Source organism: Rhodanobacter sp. FW106-PBR-R2A-2-24, assembly GCF_058789615.1.
This window is the reverse complement of the sequence record NZ_JBYTBV010000002.1, coordinates 2,984,699-3,003,087: the sequence shown is the minus strand read 5'-3', so window position 1 is coordinate 3,003,087 and position 18,389 is coordinate 2,984,699. Positions and strand designations below refer to the sequence as shown.

Sequence of the window (18,389 nt, the reverse complement as noted above, 5' to 3'; positions counted from 1 at the left end):
CATGAAAGTGTCATATCTCCTCATCCTTTTAGTAGTCGCCACCGCCACTCATGCCCAAGACTGCGGCGGCATGGCGAACGCAGGCGGCACATGCGTTCCTCCCGATGTGGCTATGCCAGGTAATCAGCAACAAGCCCCGCAACTGCCTCCGCAGAAATGGGTAGATCATTATGGAGCGATTGCAGTGGATGGCGACAAGGGGCTTGTCGGAATTTCAACGGATGCTAACAGTTACCAGCAAGCAGAACAATTAGCACAGTTGGACTGCGCATCAAAAGGAGGAATCACATGCAAAATTCAAATTTCCTATCGCAATCAATGCGTCGCAATGATTATTGGAAATGATGGTAAATTATTCAATACAAATGATGGACCTACTGTAGATGCAGCCACACAAAAGGGCATGCAAATGTGTACGCCAGAAGCAAATGATTGCCGTGTCTACTACTCCGCTTGCAGCCTTCCGGCACGAATTCAATAACCATGTCCACCGTTACGCTCCTTTCCAACCGCATCGCCATCGCGCTTGCCTTTGGCACCTTGCTGTGCGCCTGTAACGCCTCGTCAGGGCATGACTCGAAGGCGGCCGGAACGCAGACACCCCCTGCTCCCGCCGCTTCCGTCACCACACAGCGCGATGCCGTCTCACGGAAGAACATCATGACGCCACTGAACCAGTTGTTGCACATCCTCGCCGGCCCGGCAGCGCCATGGAGCGCCTTCGACCATGTGCCCGGTGTGCAATGGCGTGATGCCAAGCCGCAAACCAACCCGGATGCACCCGCGCCAGGCCTCGCCTACGACCGCAGCGGCGCGCTCATGCTCAGGGGTTTCGGCATGGTGGACGTACCAGACGGCCAGCAAGGCGCGAAAGCCGGCACCAAGCAAGACAATGAAGGCCATGCAGGCGTGACTCTGAGCGGCGATGCCAAGTCGGTGCAATCCCTTTCCGTACTCAAGTTCTACCCCAGCGAGAACTATCAGGACATTCTGCAAAAGCAGTTCGACAGCAGCGTTTCGATCAGGCCGATGGCCAGTGCCTGCGCACTCGACTACGGCACCACTGCACCCAACACACAAAACAACGCTTTCTACCAGATAACCCTTGATTCGACTTCCCTCCCGCTCTACGCGGAAGCTTTCATCGATGACGGCACGGAAAGCCACGGCCCGGGTTCGACCACGTTCGTGCTTTACCGCAACAAGCCGACAAAGCGCATCGCAGCAATGCATTGCAAGGAGCATTGACCTAATAACACCGCTTCATTCCACCCTTCGTCATATCCAAGAGGACATGCAGCATGGCTGATAGACGAGATCACGCAGTGGCCACTGCGGACGCATACCATCAGGGCAACATCGCCGGCCTGGACGACGCGATGACACGCCGTCTGATTGCTTCCACGGTGATGACCGAAAGCAATGGCGGCGATTTGGCGATCACCAACCGGCAGGGTTACGTCGGTCGCTACCAAGCAGGGGCCGGCTGGCTGGCCGACGCTGGCTACATCGACAAGCACAAGCTCGCCGAGGCCATGCAGGGCCATCGGAGCGAATGGGTCTGGGCCGTCTCGGGCGGCATGACCCGGTTCCTGGAGGATCCTTCCAACTGGGAAAACGGCCTGAACCTGGAGAAGTACAAGGCTTCTCCTGATCTGCAAGATCGGGCGTTCAAGATCAATAGCGACCATGCCTACCATCAAGCTGTCCGAAGCGGCGTGTTGAAGGAAGGCGACGATCCGGCCAAGGTGGCCGGCTTCCTGAAAGCACGCCACATCGCGGGCTATGCCGGTGCCGTGGCCACCGTGACCGGCGGTCGCGTGATCCGTGACAGCAACGGCACCAGCAACTACGACTACATGCACGACATCACCCGCAATCGTGACGGGTTGGATCAACGCATGGGCCACACGCTCCACAGGCAAGATGGCCAAACCGATCCGGCGCGCTCCCATGTAACTGATAACGTGCTTAAAGAAGGCACCTACGGCCAAGCCGTGCACGACCTGCAAGCCAACCTCGCCCAGCTCGGCTACACCGACCACCACGGCAAGCCGCTGGCGGCCGACGGCGTTTTCGGCATCGACACCCGCCACGCCGTGGAGCGCTTCCAGCACGACCACCACCTCGCCATGGACGGCAAGGCCGGCCCGTCGACCCAATATGCCTTGCACTCCGCTCTCCAGCGGCACACGACTGCGCTTGACCTGACCAGCCAGAAGCACCCCGACCATGCCCTGTTCGAGCAGGCCCTCGCTGGCGTGCGCGCGCTCGACGCGCACGGCCGGCCGACCGAACAGCAGCAGCTCAACCTCGCTGCCGCACTGGTCGTGGAAGCCAAGCACAACGGCTTGGCTCGCATCGACCAGGTCGCCTTGGGCGACGATGGCCGCAGGGTCATCGCCATCCAGAACCCTGGCTCGCCGTGGGAGGCGAAGTTTGGCTCCGTCGATACGGTAGCGGCCCTGCAGACGCCGGTGGCGCGCAGTGCTGAACAGGCTGCCGTCGGGCCAGCGCCGTCTGTTGCGCCGTCGGAACCCTTCGTTCAATCACCCGTGCCATCGCAGACATGGGCTTTGTAATGGCGGCCCGCCCATGACTGGCACACTCGACCGCCACGCCTTGTGCCTGGCCTCCGGGCAAGGTGGAGCCGTGCGTCATGCCGTGGCGACCGGTTCTTGCACCATCGCCACGTCGACTATCCCGCCTGCAGCCTGCCCGTCCGCATCCAATAGGCAAAAATGAAAGTATCCCTCGCTCCGACCCTTGCGCTCTCCATCCTTTTTGCAGCCAGCGCATGGGGGCAAAGCTCCAATGCTTCCATGCCATCCAGCGTCAGCCTCTATGCCAAACCCGGCATCGGCGGGGGGCAACAATGCCTGGTCGGAGCTCAGACAGACGACGACGGCATGAATGAAAAACCCGTTGCCTATCTCCAAAAATCATCCACCACCGTGATCTGGCATGCTTCGTTGCGGCTGCCTCCCCACACTTATCAGGCACGAGCGACGCACTGTGTCGGCACGCCCACCACGCTCTACGTATTGGTGCAGGGCGACACGCAGCCCGAGCAGTCCTTGTCGCAGACCCTGCTCGAGGTCGTCGCCCTGAACCGCGCAACGGGCGCTGTCACGGCTACCAAGGTGATCGAACCACCGAACGTCAGTGATGCCCACACGGCATGGGTCGAGGATGGAGACGAGCATTTTTCGACACGGGGCAACGATTTGATCGTCACGGGAAAATACGCCCTACTTTCCAATCGGGACAATCCACGGGACTTCTCATTAAAAGTCCCGCAGAACCTGCATCCTTGAAGAGGGTCGCACCATGAACGAGAAGGAGCGATTCATCGCCGAACTGTACCCGGCAGCCGTCAAGGTATCCCAGGAAACGGGCATGGCCTGGCAAACGATTCTGGCGCAGGCGGCGCAGGAGACAGGCTGGGGTCAACACCAGTTGTCAGGCACTCACAATCTTTTCAACATCAAGGCGGACAGTAGCTGGCACGGCCCCAGCAAGACGTTCCGCGTGTGGGAAATCGAAAACGGCCAGAAGGTATGGCTGGACCAATCCTTCCGCGTCTACGCCTCCCACGAAGACGCCTTGCGGGATCGGGTTGAGTTCCTGCGCGACAACCCGCGCTATGCCAAGGCGGGGCTGTTCGACGAAAGCACCAAAGGCAACCTGGAAAAGGAAGCCGCCGCATTGCAACGAGCCGGGTATGCCACCGATCCGCAGTACGCCAGCGGCCTGGCGCGCGTATTCAACAGCCCGACCATGCAGCACGCCATCAGGGAAGCGCAAACACTGGAGACAACCGGGCACCTCGCTCCGAGCGTCCATCCACAACATGTCGCTTATCCGCATCAGCAAGCGAGCCTCGAAGAAGGCGCCCGCGGCCCCGTCATCGCCACTTTGCAGGCCAACCTCGCCCAACTCGGCTACATCGACCGTCACGGCAAGCCACTGGCGGCCGATGGCACTTTCGGCATCGACACCCGCCATGCCGTGGAACGCTTCCAGCACGACCACCACCTCATCGTGGACGGCAAGGTCGGCCCGCTCACGCAGCAAGCTTTGCACGTTGCCTTGCAAGAGCAGGCCACCAGCCGCGATCTGGCCAGCCCGCGCCATTCCGACCATGCCCTGTTCGCCCAGGCGCTGGCCGGCGTGCGTGCGCTCGACGCGCACGGCCGGCCGACCGAACAGCAGCAGCTCAACCTCGCTGCCGCACTGGTCGTGGAAGCCAAGCACAACGGTTTGACTCACATCGACCAGGTCGTCTTGGGCGACGATGGTCGCAGGGTCATCGCCATCCAGAACCCTGGCTTGCCATGGGAGGCGAAGTTCGGCTCGGTCGACACGGTTGCGGCCCTGCAGACACCGACGACCCGCAGCGCCGAACTGGTTGCCGCCGTGCCGGCGCCGCCTGTTGCGCCGTCGACACCCTTCGTTCAATCGCCCGCGCTATCGCAGGCTTGGGTTTTGTCATGACGGCTCGCCCATGACTGGCACACTCGCACTCGACCGCCGCACCATGCGCCTGGCCCCCGGGCAAGGCGGAGCCGTGCATCATGCCGTAGCGGTTGGCCATTGCGTCATCGCCGGCCGGCTTCGTGAATCGCGGTTGGCCGTGGTGTTCAACATGACGCGCAGCGCGGTCATCGTTTTCTTCGCTGCCTTCATGTCCATCGGCAGCACGAGCCGGCATGACCTGGTCGCCAGCCAGTTGCCCACCGCAGTCACCCCGTTGTTCGCCGGCAGCAACGAGTCCACTCCGGACAGCATCAACAAGAACCTTGTCTGCCCCGTGGCCGCCATCAATGTCGTGCGGGCACCGAGCAACGACGCAGCAACTGCAATCCGCAATGCAACCCTGCTCATCAGCGATTCGACAGGCGAAGCAATTGCGATTGGAACCACCCCACTGTTTCACAACGCTTAACCGATCCACCATCCGCCGTTTTCGTGACCACAAGGAGTCAAGTCATGCAACTACGCACCCTGCTTGCCGCTCTCGCCATCAGCGCCACCGGATTGACCATTGGCACCGCCCGGGCCCAGGGCCCAGATCCGTGCAGCGTATTCCAGTGCATGGCAGGCATTTCCGGTTATGGCACTTCGGGCGGGCCAGCCTGTACCGCGCCCGTCCTCGCCTTCCACGCCATCCAGGTGTGGGATCCGGAATTCGACAGTGGGTCTACGGCGACAGCGCGCCGGCAATTCCTCATGACTTGCCCTGGAGTCCAGGAACCGACCAATCTGGCCATCCTCAATACCATCATCACGACATGGGGCTATAGCCCCTGAACCCCCTCCGCATAGCACCACAGTATGACCACACCTGATTAGCGACGTTGCTCGGCTGCAAATGGCCGCTCTCCCGCCAGCGCCTTTGGGAGAAGGGAACGTTAGCTGGGTCTCGTCGCCAACCAGGTGGCTACATGCCATCCATGAGCCACACAAACATCCAACGAGACTTTGAAGGATGAGCCAAAGCAAGTTGATCTTCGCGACGATGCTGCTCCTGGCCGCCCTGATGGGCGGCCTTTATCTCTCCGCCGAGCTCACCTCCTGGCTGCTTGGCCTGAAAGGCGTGCCGCTGCACTGGAACACCTGGTGGCAATATCACCAGGTCGCCAAGCTACCGGCATACGCCCCCTACGCTGGCAAGATCACGTTGGCCGGCGGTTTGGGTTTCGGCCTGCCCTTGCTGGCATGGTTGCTCCTGCTGATCCCACTGTTCCGGCGCAAGGCCGAGTCCCTGCACGGCAATGCCCGCTTTGCCAACCTCGCCGACCTGAAGCGCGCCGGCCTGCTCAAGCAGACCCCGCAAAGCCTGCTCATCGGCAAGTACAAAGGGCGCTACCTGTGGCTGGGGGGCGCCCAGCACGCCATGGCCATCTCGCCCACGCGCTCGGGCAAGACCACCAGCATCGCCATCCCGGTGCTGCTCTCCTACGCCCAGTCGATGGTGGTACTCGATCTCAAGGGCGAGCTGTTCAAGGCCACCAGCGGCTGGCGCGCGGCACAAGGCCACGCCATCCACGTGTGGGCGCCCTACGACGATGAAGGCCGCACCCACCGCTTCAATCCCCTGACCTTGCTGGCCAGACTGGACGCCGGCAAGCGCCTGGGCGATATCCAGACCATCGCGGCCATCCTGTATCCCGATGAGCCGGGCAAGGACCCGTTCTGGACCAGCCAGTCGCGCGCTGCCTTCGCCGCCTTTGCGGGGTACCTGTTCGAGGCCTGGGATGCGCAAGGCCGGCCCGACCCGAACACCTCGCCCTCGTTCCCCAGCTTCGAGCGCATCCTGCGCTTCTCCAGCGGAGCGGGCGGCACGGGCATCAAGGCAACCCTGCAAGGCATCCTCGCGGACGCCTCCAGCGCCAGCGCGCAAACGCGCACGGTGTTCGGCAACCTGGCGGGACTGGCCGAGCAGACCTTCTCCTCGGTCATTGCCACTGTGCAGGCACCGCTGCAGCAATTTCTCAGTCCCATCCTCGCCGCCGCCACCAACGCCACCGACTTCGACGTAACCAACCTGCGCAAGCGGCCCACCACCTTGTACGTCGTCATCCCCACCAACAAGCTGGACGAGAGCAGCAAGCTCCTGAACATCTTCTTCAGCACCGTGATCGGCGCCAACCTCGGCAAGCAACTGGGCGAGGAACCGGAGCTCAGGCACCAGTTGCTGATGCTGATGGACGAATTCACGGCGATGGGGCGCGTGGACGTGTGGGCCAAGCGCATCTCCATCTCGGCCAGCTACGGCGTGCGCGACCTGTGCATCGTGCAAAGCCGGGCGCAGCTGCGCTCGGCCTACGGCGAAGACGACGCACAGAACTTCATCACCAACCACGGCGCGCAAATCGTGTTTGCCCCACGCGAGCAGAGCGACGCCAACGAGTACAGTGAGATGCTCGGCTACAAAACGGTGCGCCGGAAGCAACGCAGCGAAAGCCGAGGGCGCGGCTCCAACCAGATCTCCATCAGCTACAGCGAAGAGAAGCGCGCGCTGTTCCTGCCACAGGAGATCAAGGAGCTGCCGCAGGACGAGGAAATCATCTTCTACGAGGGCTGCAAGCCCATCCGCGCGCACAAGAACTGGTTCTTCAAGGACAAGGAACTCAGGGAAAGGGCGAGCGCACCGCCAGCGAAGATACTGATACCTGCACAAACATCACTCGGCACCACGACCGACAAGGATGTAGTCCAACCACGGAGCGGCGCGATCGTGCGGCAACTGGCGCAATGAGGTTCCAAATCATGCAGGCATTCTCCACACAACGACGCTCATTGTTCCCCACGGGGCTTCAAAAGCTCGCTGCCGCGTCGGTTCTTGTTCTGACCCTGGCCACAGGATGTTCCCACTCCATGAACGAAATCGACGCTGGCAGCGTGAAAGCCCATCTCAATCCGCACCCCAAGGAACGGTACGAATTGACGTTCACGATCCACGATGCGCCGGGGCCGTTCGATTCGGTGACGGCAGGAGCGCAATACGAAGTCGGCAACCCCACATGCATTCCCACCGACACTTTCAGCGGCGGGAAAAGCGACTCGCCGGGTGTCACTCGACCTGTACCACTTGAGCGCATCGCGCCACAAACCTATCGCGGCGAGGTAGCGGTAGACCTGCTTGCGGACGAAGACCTCTTCGGCCTCGGGGTCTGCCATTGGAATGACATGGGCGCCGGTATCAACCTCGTTGCACATGGCGTCACTTTCAATGCGGTTATCGGGAAGGATGACATCGTGGCCCAACGAACGGCACCAACATATTTCTGGAAAGATCACTATACGAACCCACCAATGAAGGGCTATTCGGCAGGTGGGGTGCCATATTCGGTCTATGTAACCGCGCCGGATCGCACAAAGTATTTTTCCATTGAAATCCTGGCCACGAGGATCGTGCCATGATCGTCAATCTCGAAGATGCAGCAGCGCTCTCGAAAGACGCTTACCAAAGCGATGCCGACCGCCCGGTCAATGCGCCCAAGCCGTTCGCTATCAACGGCCATCCATACAAGATCATCGCCGCCATCAGCGATCCGACGACCGGCTACCGTGCCCGCGCCTACCAGCGCACCGACACGGGTGCGGTGGCGATCGTCGAGTGCGGCACCATGTCACCCCTCCAGGACGGCGGTCTCGATGCCGCCACCGACTTCCTGATGGTGCGCGACCAGACCAACCGTCAGTGGCCCGAAGCGCAGAAATTCGCGGAGAAAGCCATTGCCGTCGCCAAAGCTTCTGAGCCTACATTTCGCCACCCCATCGACATCACCGTCGTCGGCCACAGCTTGGGCGGCACGCTGACAGAGTTGACATCGGCGAAATTTGACCTCCCGGGCGTAACCTTCAACGCTTACGGCGCAGTGGATCTGGGTTACGGCGTGCCCGAGGGCGGCAGCCGGGTGACCAACTACGTGATGGCCGGAGATGTGGTGAGTGCGGGCAGCCGTCACTACGGAAAAGTCGTTACGCTCGCCAGCGACGATGACGTACAGGCACTGAAGGCTGGGCGCTATCTAGACGCGGCCCCGGGTACGCCACCGCCGAACCCGTACCTGACGATGAGTCTTGCCGACCATGGCGTAACGCACTTTTCACCCGACGCCGGCAGCCACATGGTGAGCGTGCTGAACCCCGTGATGCTGGCGCGATACGAGAAGAACTACGCCGACCACAAGGCCGCCATCGACCATTATCGCCACGATGTCTACGAAGGCCGGGCCGAACTGGGCGCGGCGCTGCGTGACACCGGCAGCCGCGACTTTGCCTCCACTTGGAAAAACCTTCCGCCACGCCTGCAGCAGCAACTGGCCGAATGGCATGCCCATGAAGTGGATACGCCGATCCGTGCGGCGATAACGCAAAACGCCGCCGCGCTCGGCATCGAGCACGGCTTTGATCAAGCGGGCGCCGCCATGCGCGCAGCCGGGCAGTCCGCGCACGCCATGGATCAGCGCATGGCAGCCAGCGTGCGCCGCACCGGCTTCGACGTCGCTCCCGCCATGCCCGCCGCGCCGCTGGCCGGCGTGGCCTTGGCCGAAGGCGTGCACCTGCACGGCGAGCTTGCCCAGGCTGTAGGCCGTTTCGCCGGTGCGCAAGCGGAGCATGCTCGGCAAGCCGTCCAGTTCGGCACGCGTGTCGCCGCAGCCGCCGCCACGACGGTTGTGCACGCGGCCGAATCCAGCGTCGTCGATGGCGCGGACTTGGCCCAGGGCACCTATCGCGGCGGGAAGGCTGCGTTTGATCGCACCGTTCAAGCCAGCGAGAGCGCCAGCCAAGCCGTGTCGCAAGGCATCGACGCCATCGGACGCGCCGCCCGTCGCACGGGTGGGTCGATCCACGACTTCGCCGAACGCACAGGCGCAGCTTATGCGGAAAGCACCATGCTTCGCGGGCAAGCGGCTGCCGACACCCTAACGCCCCGCTCGCCATCGGATGCGCACAGGAATCCCGCCATACCGGATCACCATGATCCACGCCACCCCGACAGCGCCCTGCATGGGCTCTACAACGAGCTGCACCGGCGCATCCCGGACGCCGGCGAGCGGCGCCTGTTACAGTTCACGGCAGCCTGCCATACACACCACATCGACACCCACAACCTTGGCGTAATCCATCTCGACGAAGCGAACGCGACCATGCATTTCAACGGCAACGACATCTGGGCACGACCCGTCGGCGTCAACTTCAGCCAACCCTCGCCCACGCCGGAGCAGTCCATCCAGCACATCTTGCAGCACGACCAGCTGCAGGCACAGTCGGGCCAGATCCACGCGCAGCAACAGGCGCAGCAGCAAGGATCACAACGCGGCGGCCTAACCTTCTGATCATCCGGCATGCGCTGGTGGCAACCACGCAGGACAATAGCCCTGTTTACCATGCAGAAGCCGGATACCTTGGCGGCAAACACCACGCTCATCTTTATGCCATCCAACGACCGCGCCACCGCCCGCCTCGCGTGGGCTCGCGCCACGCTTGACGACGCCGCGCTGACGCTGGAGTCCGCTTCCTCCGACGCCAGCTTCCGCAGCTACTGGCGCGCCACGCAGACGGGGCAGAGCTGGATCGTGATGGACTCGCCGCCGGAGCGCGAGGACCCGCGGCCGTGGCTGGCGATCGGCGAGCGGCTCGCGGCAGCCGGGCTGCACGTGCCGAAGGTGGCGGCGCGGGATCTGGAGCAAGGCTTCCTGCTGATCGAGGATCTGGGTTCGCGCCTGTACCTCGACGTGCTGGACGACACCAACGCGGACAGGCTTTACGGCGACGCGATGGACGCGCTGCTCGCGATGCAGACGCGCGTGGACGCGCGCGACCTGCCCGCGTTCGATCACCCTGTGCTGGTGGCCGGCCTGGAGGTGATGCCGCAGTGGTTCCTCGAACGCCACCTCGGCCACACGCCAAGCTGCGGGGAGTGGGACGTGCTGGAGGCGGCCTTCGACGCGATCATCCGCAACGCGCTGGCGCAGCCGCGCGTGTTCGTGCATCGCGACTACCACAGCCGCAACCTGCTGGTGACGGACGCGAACAACCCCGGCATCGTGGATTTCCAGGGTGCGCTGCACGGCCCGCTCACCTACGACCTCGCCTCGCTGCTGCGCGACGCCTATATCGCCTGGCCGCGCGAGCGCGTGGAGGGCTGGGTGGAAGCGTATCGGCAGCGGCTGCTGCACGCCGGCATGCTCGACGCCGGCGTCGACACCACGCACTTCCAGCGCTGGTTCGACCTGACGGGCCTGCACCGCCACGTGCGCGTGCTGGGACAGTTCTACCGGCTGTGGTATCGCGACGGCAAACCGGGGTATCTCAAGGACGTACCGCAGGTGTACCGCTACGTGGTCGAGGTGGCGTCGAGCTACCCGGAACTGCGCGACTTCGCGGCCTTGCTGCAACGCCATGCACAAGGCCGCGACCTCAGCCAGGTGGCGGCATGAGGCACGCGCTGATCTTCGCTGCCGGCCTGGGCGAGCGCATGCGACCGCTCACCGAACGCACGCCCAAGCCACTGCTCGTGGTCGGCGGCAAGCCGTTGATCGTGTGGCATCTGGAGAAGCTCGCCGCACTCGGCGTGAACTACGTGGTGGTGAACACCTCGCACCTGGCCGAACAGTTTCCCGAGGCACTGGGCGATGGTTCACGCTGGGGGCTGCGCATCCGATACGCCTACGAGGGTGCCACGCCGTTGGAAACCGGCGGCGGCATGTTGAACGCGCTGCCATTGTTGGGGCCGGCACCGTTTCTCGTGGTCAGTGGTGATGTATGGAGCGATGCCGATTACGCCGCCCTGCCCGCCGAGCCCACCGGCTCGGCGCATCTCTTGATGGTGGACAACCCGCCGCACCATCCGTTGGGCGACTTTGCGCTGGATGCGCAGGGATGTCTGCACGCGACAGGCGCGCCGCGCTGCACCTACAGCGGCATCGGCGTGTTCCGCCATGAATTCCTGGAAGGCTGGCGCGAGATCGTGGGCGAGGCGCCGGGCGCGGAAGCGAAGCCGCCGCGCTTCAAGCTGCGCCCGCTGCTGGAAGCGGCGATGGTGCGCGGCGCGCTGCATGGCTCGCTGCATCATGGCCGCTGGGCGGATGTGGGCACGCCCGAGCGGTTGGCGGCACTGGATCAGTCGCTGCCGTAGGAGCGCGCTGACGCGCGATGGCGCTTTTGGCGAAAGGCATCATCGCCCGCGAGCGGGCTCCTACAGTGGCATTGTGGAGAAAAGCGAAAGCTGCCCGCTCTGCCCTGCGGGCATCTCTCCCGCAGGCGGGAGAGAGATAGCGCAGCTGCAGGAACCGCCCCCTCCACCGCTTGCGGGGGAGGGGCTGGGGGAGAGGGCCAGCACCCTCGCGGCGAGGCTGCAAAGCCCCTTTCTGCCCTGCGGGCATCTCTCCCGCAAGCGGGAGAGAGTAGCCAGGATCGCCCGCGAGGCGGGCGATGCGATCTTATGGGCGGCGAGCGAGTTCCGGGTTTTCGCGGGTCACCGGCATCAGGTCCTTCTTCGACACGCCCAGCCACAGCAGGATGGGGCTGGCCACGAAGATGGAGGAGAGCGTGCCGACCACGATGCCGATCAGCATGGTGATGGCGAAGCCGTGCACGGCCGGGCCGCCGAAGAAATACAGCGCGGCCATGGTGATGCCGGTGAACAGCGAGGTGATGATGGTTCGGCTGAGCGTGCTGTTGATCGAGCGGTTCAGGATCTCTTCCGGCTCGGCCTTGCGCGCGAGGCGGAACAGCTCGCGGATACGGTCGAACACCACCACCTTGTCGTTGATCGAGTAGCCGATCACCGCCAGCACCGAGGCCAGCACGGTCATGTCGAACTCGCGCTGCACCAGCGCGATCACGCCCAGCGTCACCAGGGTGTCGTGGATCTCGGTGAGCACCGCGGCCACCGCGAAGCGGCGCTCGAAGCGTATCCACAGGTAGGCCATGATGCCCAGCATCACGAACACCGCAGCCACCATGCCATCGCCCTTGAGCTCCGCGCCCACCTCGGCGCTGACCGAGGCACGGCTTTTCAGCGTGGCGTCGGGGCGGGTGGTCTTGAGCGCCTGCATCACCGTGGTGGACACCTTGTCCAGCTGCACCTGGCCCTTGGCGTCCTTCATCGCGGCGGTGGGCTGCATGCGGATCGACACCTCGCGGGTGCCGCCCACGCTCTGCACCACCACGTTGTCCAGGCCGCCCTTCTCCAGCGCGCCGCGGACGTCGGTGGTCTGCACCGGCTTGTCGTAGTCCACCACCAGCGAGACGCCGCCGGTGAAGTCGAGGCCGTAGTTCAGCCCCTTGGTGGCGATCAGCACGATGGAGCCGAGCATCAGGAGCACGGCCAGCGCCACGCTGAAGTTGCGGATGCGCAGGAAGTGGATATTGCTGTTGTGGTTGAAAATTTCCATGGAATGGCTTCTCTATGCGGAAATCCGTTTCCGGGGTAAAAGCGGCCATCCATGGCCGCCATCTCGATAAGGCCTCTTACACCGACAGCGTCTTGAGCTTGCGGCGGCCGTGGATCAGCGCAGTGAACGCGTGCGTCATCACCACCGAGGTGAACATCGAGGTCAAGATGCCGATGCCCAGCGTCACGCCGAAGCCGCGGATCGCGCCGGTGCCCATGGCGGTCAGCGCCAGTGCGGCGATCAGGTGGGTGACGTTGGCGTCGAGAATGGTGGCCCAGGCCTTGTCGTAGCCGGCGTGGATCGCTGCGTGCGGCGTGCAGCCGTTGCGCAGTTCCTCGCGCACGCGCTCGCAGATCAGCACGTTGGCGTCGATCGCCATGCCCAGGGTGAGCACGATGCCGGCGATGCCGGGCATGGTGAGGGTCACCCCGATCATCGACATCACCGCGATCAGCACCAGCAGGTTGAAGAACAGCGCGATGTCGGCCACCAGGCCGAACAGCTTGTAGTAGATCGCCGCGGCGATCAGCACCAGCAACAGGCCCAGCATCACCGAGTCGAAGCCCTTCTTGATGTTCTCCTGGCCGAGGCTGGGGCCGATCACGTTCTCCTCGACAATGTCCATCGGCGCGGCCAGCGAACCGCTCTTCAGCAGCAGCGCCAGCTCGGAAGCCTCCTTGGTGCTGCCCAGGCCGTTGGTGGAGAACTCCTTGCCGAACGGACTCTGGATGGTGGCGTCGTTGATGACCGCATACGTGGTCTTGGGCGTGCGCACTTCCTTGCCGTTCACCGTGGAGGTTTCATACACGGTGTTGATGAGCACCACCGCCATCGGCTTGCCGACGTTGGCGTTGGTGAACTCCTGCATCTTCTTGGCGCCGGAGGCGTTCAGCGTGACGTTCACCGAGGGCGTGCCGTTCTGCTGGTCGACGCCGGAGCTGGCATCCACCAGCTCGTTGCCGGTGACGATGGGGCGCTTGCCGACCAGCACCGGCGCATGGCCTTCGCTGGTGTAGTAGAGGTTGGCGTCGGGCGGGATGCTGCCGGTGCGCGCGGCTTCCACCGCACGCGGGTCGCCGGGGTAGCCGATGCCGGCACGGTATTCCAGCGTGGCGGTGGCGCCGATCAGTTTCTTCGCCTCGGTGGGATCCTGCACGCCGGCCAGTTCCACCACGATGTGGTCTTCGCCCTGTTGCTGGATCAGCGGCTCGGACACGCCCAGCGCGTTGATGCGGTTGCGCAGCGTGCCCAGGTTCTGCTTGATCGTGCCCAGCGCGATGTCGCGCAGCTTGTCCGGCTTGATGGTGACGTTGAGCACGTAGCGGTCACCGGTGCTGGGGCCATTGATGACCACCAGATCCGGCGAGCTGTCAGCGATCAGGCTGGCCGCGCTGTTGCGGTCGTCGCTGGAACGCAGCACCACCACGATGCCCTGCCCGGCCACCGTGCTGCGCGCCACCGACTCGTAGCGCAGGTTCTTCTGGCGCAGCTGGCCGCGGATATCGTCGGCATAGCTGTTTTCCAGCTTGTCGACCACGCCGCTCTGGTCCACCTGCATCAGGAAGTGCACGCCGCCTTGCAGATCCAGGCCCAGCGGCATGGAATTGGCGCCGAGCATGGCCAGCCAATGCGGCACGGTGGACTGCAGCTTGAACGCCGCCGTGTAGCCGTCGCCGAGCAACGTCTTGATGGTATCGGCGCCGCTCTTCTGCACGTCGGCATTGGCGAAGGTGGCCAGCAGGTGATCGCCCTGCACCAGCACCTCGCCGGTGGCGATCTTGTCCTTGGCCAGCGCCGTCAGCACCTTCTGCCGCACGGCGTCATCGATGGGGGCCGAACCCTTGTTGGCGGTGACCTGCACCGCGGGCAGCGGCACGAAGGCGTTGGGCAGCGCGTAGAGGACGCCGAACAACATCACCAACACCACCAGCGCGTACTTCCAGCGTGGAAAATCGCTCATTCTGTGATCCCTCGCAGCCACTGCGCGCCGTCGATGCCGGACGGCCGTTTCCCCGGCTGCAATGTGTTTTTTATGCTCGCCCGCAGACGCGGGCGTCAGAAAATGCCAGACCTCGGCAACCGGCTCAGGCGGACTTCAGCGAGCCCTTGGGCAGCACCTGGGACACCATGCCTTTTTGCAGCTTCACCTTCACGTTCGGCGCGATTTCCACCGTGATGAAGGTCTCGCCCACCTCGTCCACGCGGCCGGCGATGCCGCCGTTGCTCACCACCTCGTCGCCCTTGGCCAGCGCCGCGACCATGGCGCGATGTTCCTTCTGCCGCTTGGTCTGCGGGCGGATCATCAGGAAATACATGGCGCCGAAGGCCACCGCCATGAAGATCAGCATGGAGAAGCCGCCGGTCTGCGGTGCGGCCGCCTGGGCCAGGGTGAAAGTGATCGGTAAACTCATCGTTCGCTAGCTCGCAAGTAGTGGCGCATGCAGGAAATTCCGCCCATGGCGCCCAAAAGATTCCCGATTATGCCATGCGCCCCCGCCGCCCGCACGGCGCGGTGGTCACGCCCTGGCGCCTTCGCCCGCGCCCTGCCGCCGCGCATGGAAGGCGGCCACGAAATCCGCCAGCCGCCCCGCCGCGATGGCCTCGCGCAGCCCCGCCATCAACCGCTGGTAATGCCGCAGGTTGTGCATGGTGGCGAGCTGGCTGGCGAGAATCTCGTTGCAGCGATCCAGATGGCGCAGGTAGGCGCGGGAAAACCCGCCGGCACAGGCATGGCAGTCGCAGCCCTCCTCGATCACCCGGGTGTCGGCGGCGTACTTCGCGTTGCGGATGCGCAGCGTACCCTCGGCGGTGAACAGGAAGCCGTTGCGCGCGTTGCGCGTGGGCATCACGCAATCGAACATGTCGATGCCGCGGCACACCGCCGCCACGATGTCCTCCGGCCGCCCCACGCCCATCAGGTAACGCGGCTTGTTTTCCGGCAGCAGCGGCACGGTGAAATCCAGCGCGTGGTTGCGCGCCTCCTCCGGCTCACCCACCGCGAGGCCGCCCACCGCGTAGCCGTCGAAGCCGATCTCCACCAGCCGCTGCGCCGAACGCCGGCGCAGCGGCTCGTACACGCTGCCCTGCACGATGCCGAACAGATTGTTCGGGTTGCGCAAATCGTCGAACGCGCGGCGCGAGCGCTCGGCCCAGCGCAGGCTGAGTTCCATCGAATCGGCCGCCACCTTTTCCGTGGCCGGGTACGGTGTGCACTCGTCGAAGATCATCGCGATGTCCGAATCCAGCGTGCGCTGGATCTGCATCGACACCTCGGGCGAGAGAAACACCTTGGAGCCATCCACCGGCGAGGCGAAGGTCACGCCTTCCTCGGTGAGCTTGCGCCGGTGCGCCAGCGAGAACACCTGGAAGCCGCCGGAGTCGGTGAGGATGGGCTGGTCCCAGCCGATGAAGCGATGCAGCCCGCCGAACTTCTCCACGATCTCCAGGCCGGGCCGCAGGTAGAGGTGGAAGGTGTTGCCCAGAATGATCTCGGTCCCGGTCTCGCGCACGTCGCGCGGCGTCATCGCCTTCACCGAGCCGTAGGTGCCCACCGGCATGAAGGCCGGCGTCTCCACCGTGCCACGCGGGAAGGAGAGACGGCCGCGGCGGGCGGCGCCGTCGGTGGCAAGAAGGTCGAAATTCAGGGAAGTCATCCAGCCATTATCGCAGGTCGCGGCTTTCTCCCCTCTCCCGCTTGCGGGAGAGGGGTCGGGGGAGAGGGTGCCCGCTCTGGCGGAAAATCCTGAAAGCCCCTCTCCCACACGTGGGAGAGGGGAGCTTCAAACCCCGTGCGGCAAAATCAGCATCGCATCGCCGTAGGAGAAGAAGCGATAGTGCTGCCCCACCGCGTGCCGATACGCGCCCAGCATGAACTCGCGTCCGGCCAGCGCCGACACCAGCATCAGCAGGGTCGACTGCGGCAGGTGGAAGTTGGTGATGAGGCCGTCGATGCTGGTGATCCGGTAGCCGGGGAAGATGAAGATCTGCGTCTCGCCCGCGAACGGGCGCAGCACGCCATCCACCGTCGCGGCTTCGAGCGCGCGCACCACGGTGGTACCCACCGCGATCACCCGGCCACCGGCGGCGCGCGTGCGATGGATCTGCTCCACCAGGCCGGCGCCCACGTTGAGCCATTCGCGGTGCATGTGGTGGTCGGTGATTTCTTCCGCCCGCACCGGCTGGAAGGTGCCGGCGCCCACGTGCAGGGTGACGTAGCCGAAGTCCACGCCCTGCCCGCGCAGCGTATCCAGCAGCGGCTGGTCGAAGTGCAGGCCGGCGGTGGGCGCGGCCACGGCGCCGGGCTCGCGCGCGTAGACGGTCTGGTAGCGCTCGCTGTCGGCGGCGTCGGGCTGCCGTTCGATGTAGGGCGGCAGCGGCATCTCGCCCAGCTTGAGCAGCAGCTTTTCCAGCGGTTCGGGCGCCTCGAAGCGCAACCGGAAGAAATCCTCGTCGCGGCCCAGCACCACCGCAAAGCTGCCGTCGGCCAGCGCGATGCGCGCGCCTTCCTTCGGTTTCTTGCTCACGCGCAGCTGCACGGTGGCCTCATGCGCGCCAGTGACGCGCTCCAGCATGATCTCCACCGCGCCGCCGCTGTCCTTGCGTCCGTACAGCCGCGCCGGCAGCACGCGGGTGTCGTTGAACACCAGGAGATCACCCGGCCGCAGGAAGTCAGGCAAGTCGCGGAACACACGATCCTGCCGCGTGCCGGCAGCCACGTCGAGCAGCAGCAGGCGGCTGGCCGAACGCTCGGGCAAAGGCGCCTGCGCGATCAGCTCGGGCGGCAGGTCGAAGTCGAAATCGGATTTCTTCAAGGTCGTGGCGGGTGGGCGGGGCAGCGTGCATTATCCCGCAACGCCGGCATGGCGATCAGCCTGCCCCACGCGCGCTTGCCGCCATGCCTGCCTGCGGACAGAATCGCAGCATGACCCACTGGCACCCCGCCGCCCCCTGGAGCGGCTTTCTCAAGGGCACTTCGGCCGCCGTCGTCGTGATCCTGATCGGCGCATCCTTGCTGGTCGCATGGCTCGTGCCGGCGCTGCAGTGGTGGCGCGGGCCGATCATCGCCTTGCCGCTCGTGATCCTGCTCACCGCCGCGCCCTTCGTGGTGCGCGGTTTCGCGCTGCAGGGCGGCGAGCTGCGGGTGCGCCGGCTGGGTTGGACGACGCGCGTGCCGCTGGGCGAGCTGCGCGAGGCCAGCGTCGATCCCAACGCCGGCGCCGGTTCGATCCGGCTGCTGGGAAACGGCGGGCTGTTTTCCTTCAGCGGCTGGTTCCGCAACGCGAAGCTGGGTCGCTATCGTGCCTTCGTCACCGACTGGCAACGCGTCGTGGTGCTGCGCGGCAGTGCCTGCACCGTGGTGCTGTCGCCGGTCGATCCAGCGGACTTCGTGCAGGCATTGCAGGCCGCTGCCATCGCACCGCGCGCCGTGGTGTCGCGCCGCTGGCGGCAACGCCGCAGCCAGCAGCGCCCCTGAAA

General features: G+C 64.5%; 18 protein-coding genes. 13 read left to right on the top strand and 5 right to left on the bottom strand.

Annotated features, from left to right (window positions below; all coding sequences use genetic code 11):
• The first annotated feature begins 1 nt into the window (after window position 1).
• The 12 genes from AC3WQA_RS14840 (at window position 2) to murU (ending at window position 11,653) form a co-directional block, all read left to right on the top strand.
• Window positions 2-481, top strand: a complete 480-nt coding sequence (locus AC3WQA_RS14840; protein WP_492675813.1) for a DUF4189 domain-containing protein — start codon at window positions 2-4, stop codon at window positions 479-481.
• A gap of 2 nt (window positions 482-483) precedes the next feature.
• Window positions 484-1,248 carry a hypothetical protein gene (locus AC3WQA_RS14835; RefSeq protein WP_492675812.1) on the top strand — a complete coding sequence of 255 codons (765 nt, stop codon included), beginning with the start codon at window positions 484-486 and terminating at the stop codon, window positions 1,246-1,248.
• A gap of 77 nt (window positions 1,249-1,325) precedes the next feature.
• Window positions 1,326-2,582, top strand: coding sequence for an XVIPCD domain-containing protein (locus AC3WQA_RS14830; protein WP_492675811.1), 1,257 nt, complete (start codon window positions 1,326-1,328; stop codon window positions 2,580-2,582).
• Between the two features lie 159 nt (window positions 2,583-2,741).
• Window positions 2,742-3,317, top strand: coding sequence for a hypothetical protein (locus AC3WQA_RS14825; RefSeq protein ID WP_492675810.1), 576 nt, complete (start codon window positions 2,742-2,744; stop codon window positions 3,315-3,317).
• A 13-nt stretch (window positions 3,318-3,330) separates the two neighbouring features.
• Window positions 3,331-4,497 carry a glucosaminidase domain-containing protein gene (locus AC3WQA_RS14820; protein ID WP_492675809.1) on the top strand — a complete coding sequence of 389 codons (1,167 nt, stop codon included), beginning with the start codon at window positions 3,331-3,333 and terminating at the stop codon, window positions 4,495-4,497.
• A gap of 10 nt (window positions 4,498-4,507) precedes the next feature.
• Entirely contained in the window at window positions 4,508-4,948 is a 441-nt protein-coding gene (locus tag AC3WQA_RS14815; RefSeq protein ID WP_492675808.1) for a hypothetical protein, read from the top strand.
• A 44-nt stretch (window positions 4,949-4,992) separates the two neighbouring features.
• Window positions 4,993-5,313 carry a hypothetical protein gene (locus tag AC3WQA_RS14810; protein WP_492675807.1) on the top strand — a complete coding sequence of 107 codons (321 nt, stop codon included), beginning with the start codon at window positions 4,993-4,995 and terminating at the stop codon, window positions 5,311-5,313.
• A gap of 178 nt (window positions 5,314-5,491) precedes the next feature.
• The gene (locus AC3WQA_RS14805; RefSeq protein WP_492675806.1) at window positions 5,492-7,264 is read left to right on the top strand and encodes a type IV secretory system conjugative DNA transfer family protein; all 1,773 of its coding nucleotides are present in this window, start codon (window positions 5,492-5,494) and stop codon (window positions 7,262-7,264) included.
• A gap of 119 nt (window positions 7,265-7,383) precedes the next feature.
• A complete protein-coding gene (locus AC3WQA_RS14800; protein WP_492675805.1) occupies window positions 7,384-7,929 on the top strand; it encodes a hypothetical protein in 546 nt (181 codons plus the stop codon).
• Window positions 7,926-9,851, top strand: coding sequence for an alpha/beta hydrolase family protein (locus AC3WQA_RS14795; RefSeq protein ID WP_492675804.1), 1,926 nt, complete (start codon window positions 7,926-7,928; stop codon window positions 9,849-9,851). The genes AC3WQA_RS14800 and AC3WQA_RS14795 overlap by 4 nt, the downstream gene beginning before the upstream one ends.
• A gap of 96 nt (window positions 9,852-9,947) precedes the next feature.
• Window positions 9,948-10,955 carry an aminoglycoside phosphotransferase family protein gene (locus tag AC3WQA_RS14790; protein WP_492675803.1) on the top strand — a complete coding sequence of 336 codons (1,008 nt, stop codon included), beginning with the start codon at window positions 9,948-9,950 and terminating at the stop codon, window positions 10,953-10,955.
• Window positions 10,952-11,653, top strand: a complete 702-nt coding sequence (gene murU, locus AC3WQA_RS14785) for an N-acetylmuramate alpha-1-phosphate uridylyltransferase MurU (protein ID WP_492675802.1) — start codon at window positions 10,952-10,954, stop codon at window positions 11,651-11,653. The genes AC3WQA_RS14790 and murU overlap by 4 nt, the downstream gene beginning before the upstream one ends.
• Window positions 11,654-11,957: 304 nt before the next feature.
• On the opposite strand, the gene secF is transcribed toward murU, so the two are convergent.
• The 5 genes from secF to queA form a co-directional block, all read right to left on the bottom strand.
• The gene (gene secF / locus AC3WQA_RS14780; protein ID WP_492675801.1) at window positions 11,958-12,914 is read right to left on the bottom strand and encodes a protein translocase subunit SecF; all 957 of its coding nucleotides are present in this window, start codon (window positions 12,912-12,914) and stop codon (window positions 11,958-11,960) included.
• Between the two features lie 76 nt (window positions 12,915-12,990).
• The gene (secD, locus tag AC3WQA_RS14775; protein ID WP_492675800.1) at window positions 12,991-14,874 is read right to left on the bottom strand and encodes a protein translocase subunit SecD; all 1,884 of its coding nucleotides are present in this window, start codon (window positions 14,872-14,874) and stop codon (window positions 12,991-12,993) included.
• A gap of 124 nt (window positions 14,875-14,998) precedes the next feature.
• Window positions 14,999-15,325, bottom strand: a complete 327-nt coding sequence (yajC, locus tag AC3WQA_RS14770) for a preprotein translocase subunit YajC (protein WP_492675799.1) — start codon at window positions 15,323-15,325, stop codon at window positions 14,999-15,001.
• Window positions 15,326-15,430: 105 nt separating this feature from the next.
• Window positions 15,431-16,567 carry a tRNA guanosine(34) transglycosylase Tgt gene (gene tgt, locus AC3WQA_RS14765; RefSeq protein ID WP_492675798.1) on the bottom strand — a complete coding sequence of 379 codons (1,137 nt, stop codon included), beginning with the start codon at window positions 16,565-16,567 and terminating at the stop codon, window positions 15,431-15,433.
• 126 nt (window positions 16,568-16,693) lie between these two features.
• Window positions 16,694-17,725 (bottom strand): tRNA preQ1(34) S-adenosylmethionine ribosyltransferase-isomerase QueA, encoded by a 1,032-nt coding sequence (queA, locus tag AC3WQA_RS14760; RefSeq protein WP_492675797.1) that lies wholly within the window; start codon window positions 17,723-17,725, stop codon window positions 16,694-16,696.
• A gap of 110 nt (window positions 17,726-17,835) precedes the next feature.
• Between queA and AC3WQA_RS14755 the strand changes: the two genes are divergently transcribed.
• Complete coding sequence (locus tag AC3WQA_RS14755) at window positions 17,836-18,387, top strand: PH domain-containing protein (RefSeq protein ID WP_492675796.1); 552 nt, start codon at window positions 17,836-17,838, stop codon at window positions 18,385-18,387.
• Window positions 18,388-18,389 lie beyond the last annotated feature (2 nt).

What these genes read in the sequence shown, in the direction of transcription:
- AC3WQA_RS14840 (WP_492675813.1), top strand. Translation starts at nt 2, where the DNA reads ATGAAAGTGTCATATCTCCTCATCCTTTTAGTAGTCGCCACCGCCACT.
- AC3WQA_RS14835 (WP_492675812.1), top strand. Translation starts at nt 484, where the DNA reads ATGTCCACCGTTACGCTCCTTTCCAACCGCATCGCCATCGCGCTTGCC.
- AC3WQA_RS14825 (WP_492675810.1), top strand. Translation starts at nt 2,742, where the DNA reads ATGAAAGTATCCCTCGCTCCGACCCTTGCGCTCTCCATCCTTTTTGCA.
- AC3WQA_RS14820 (WP_492675809.1), top strand. Translation starts at nt 3,331, where the DNA reads ATGAACGAGAAGGAGCGATTCATCGCCGAACTGTACCCGGCAGCCGTC.
- AC3WQA_RS14815 (WP_492675808.1), top strand. Translation starts at nt 4,508, where the DNA reads ATGACTGGCACACTCGCACTCGACCGCCGCACCATGCGCCTGGCCCCC.
- AC3WQA_RS14810 (WP_492675807.1), top strand. Translation starts at nt 4,993, where the DNA reads ATGCAACTACGCACCCTGCTTGCCGCTCTCGCCATCAGCGCCACCGGA.
- AC3WQA_RS14805 (WP_492675806.1), top strand. Translation starts at nt 5,492, where the DNA reads ATGAGCCAAAGCAAGTTGATCTTCGCGACGATGCTGCTCCTGGCCGCC.
- AC3WQA_RS14800 (WP_492675805.1), top strand. Translation starts at nt 7,384, where the DNA reads ATGAACGAAATCGACGCTGGCAGCGTGAAAGCCCATCTCAATCCGCAC.
- AC3WQA_RS14795 (WP_492675804.1), top strand. Translation starts at nt 7,926, where the DNA reads ATGATCGTCAATCTCGAAGATGCAGCAGCGCTCTCGAAAGACGCTTAC.
- AC3WQA_RS14790 (WP_492675803.1), top strand. Translation starts at nt 9,948, where the DNA reads ATGCCATCCAACGACCGCGCCACCGCCCGCCTCGCGTGGGCTCGCGCC.
- murU (WP_492675802.1), top strand. Translation starts at nt 10,952, where the DNA reads ATGAGGCACGCGCTGATCTTCGCTGCCGGCCTGGGCGAGCGCATGCGA.
- secF (WP_492675801.1), bottom strand. Translation starts at nt 12,914, where the DNA reads ATGGAAATTTTCAACCACAACAGCAATATCCACTTCCTGCGCATCCGC.
- secD (WP_492675800.1), bottom strand. Translation starts at nt 14,874, where the DNA reads ATGAGCGATTTTCCACGCTGGAAGTACGCGCTGGTGGTGTTGGTGATG.
- yajC (WP_492675799.1), bottom strand. Translation starts at nt 15,325, where the DNA reads ATGAGTTTACCGATCACTTTCACCCTGGCCCAGGCGGCCGCACCGCAG.
- tgt (WP_492675798.1), bottom strand. Translation starts at nt 16,567, where the DNA reads ATGACTTCCCTGAATTTCGACCTTCTTGCCACCGACGGCGCCGCCCGC.
- AC3WQA_RS14755 (WP_492675796.1), top strand. Translation starts at nt 17,836, where the DNA reads ATGACCCACTGGCACCCCGCCGCCCCCTGGAGCGGCTTTCTCAAGGGC.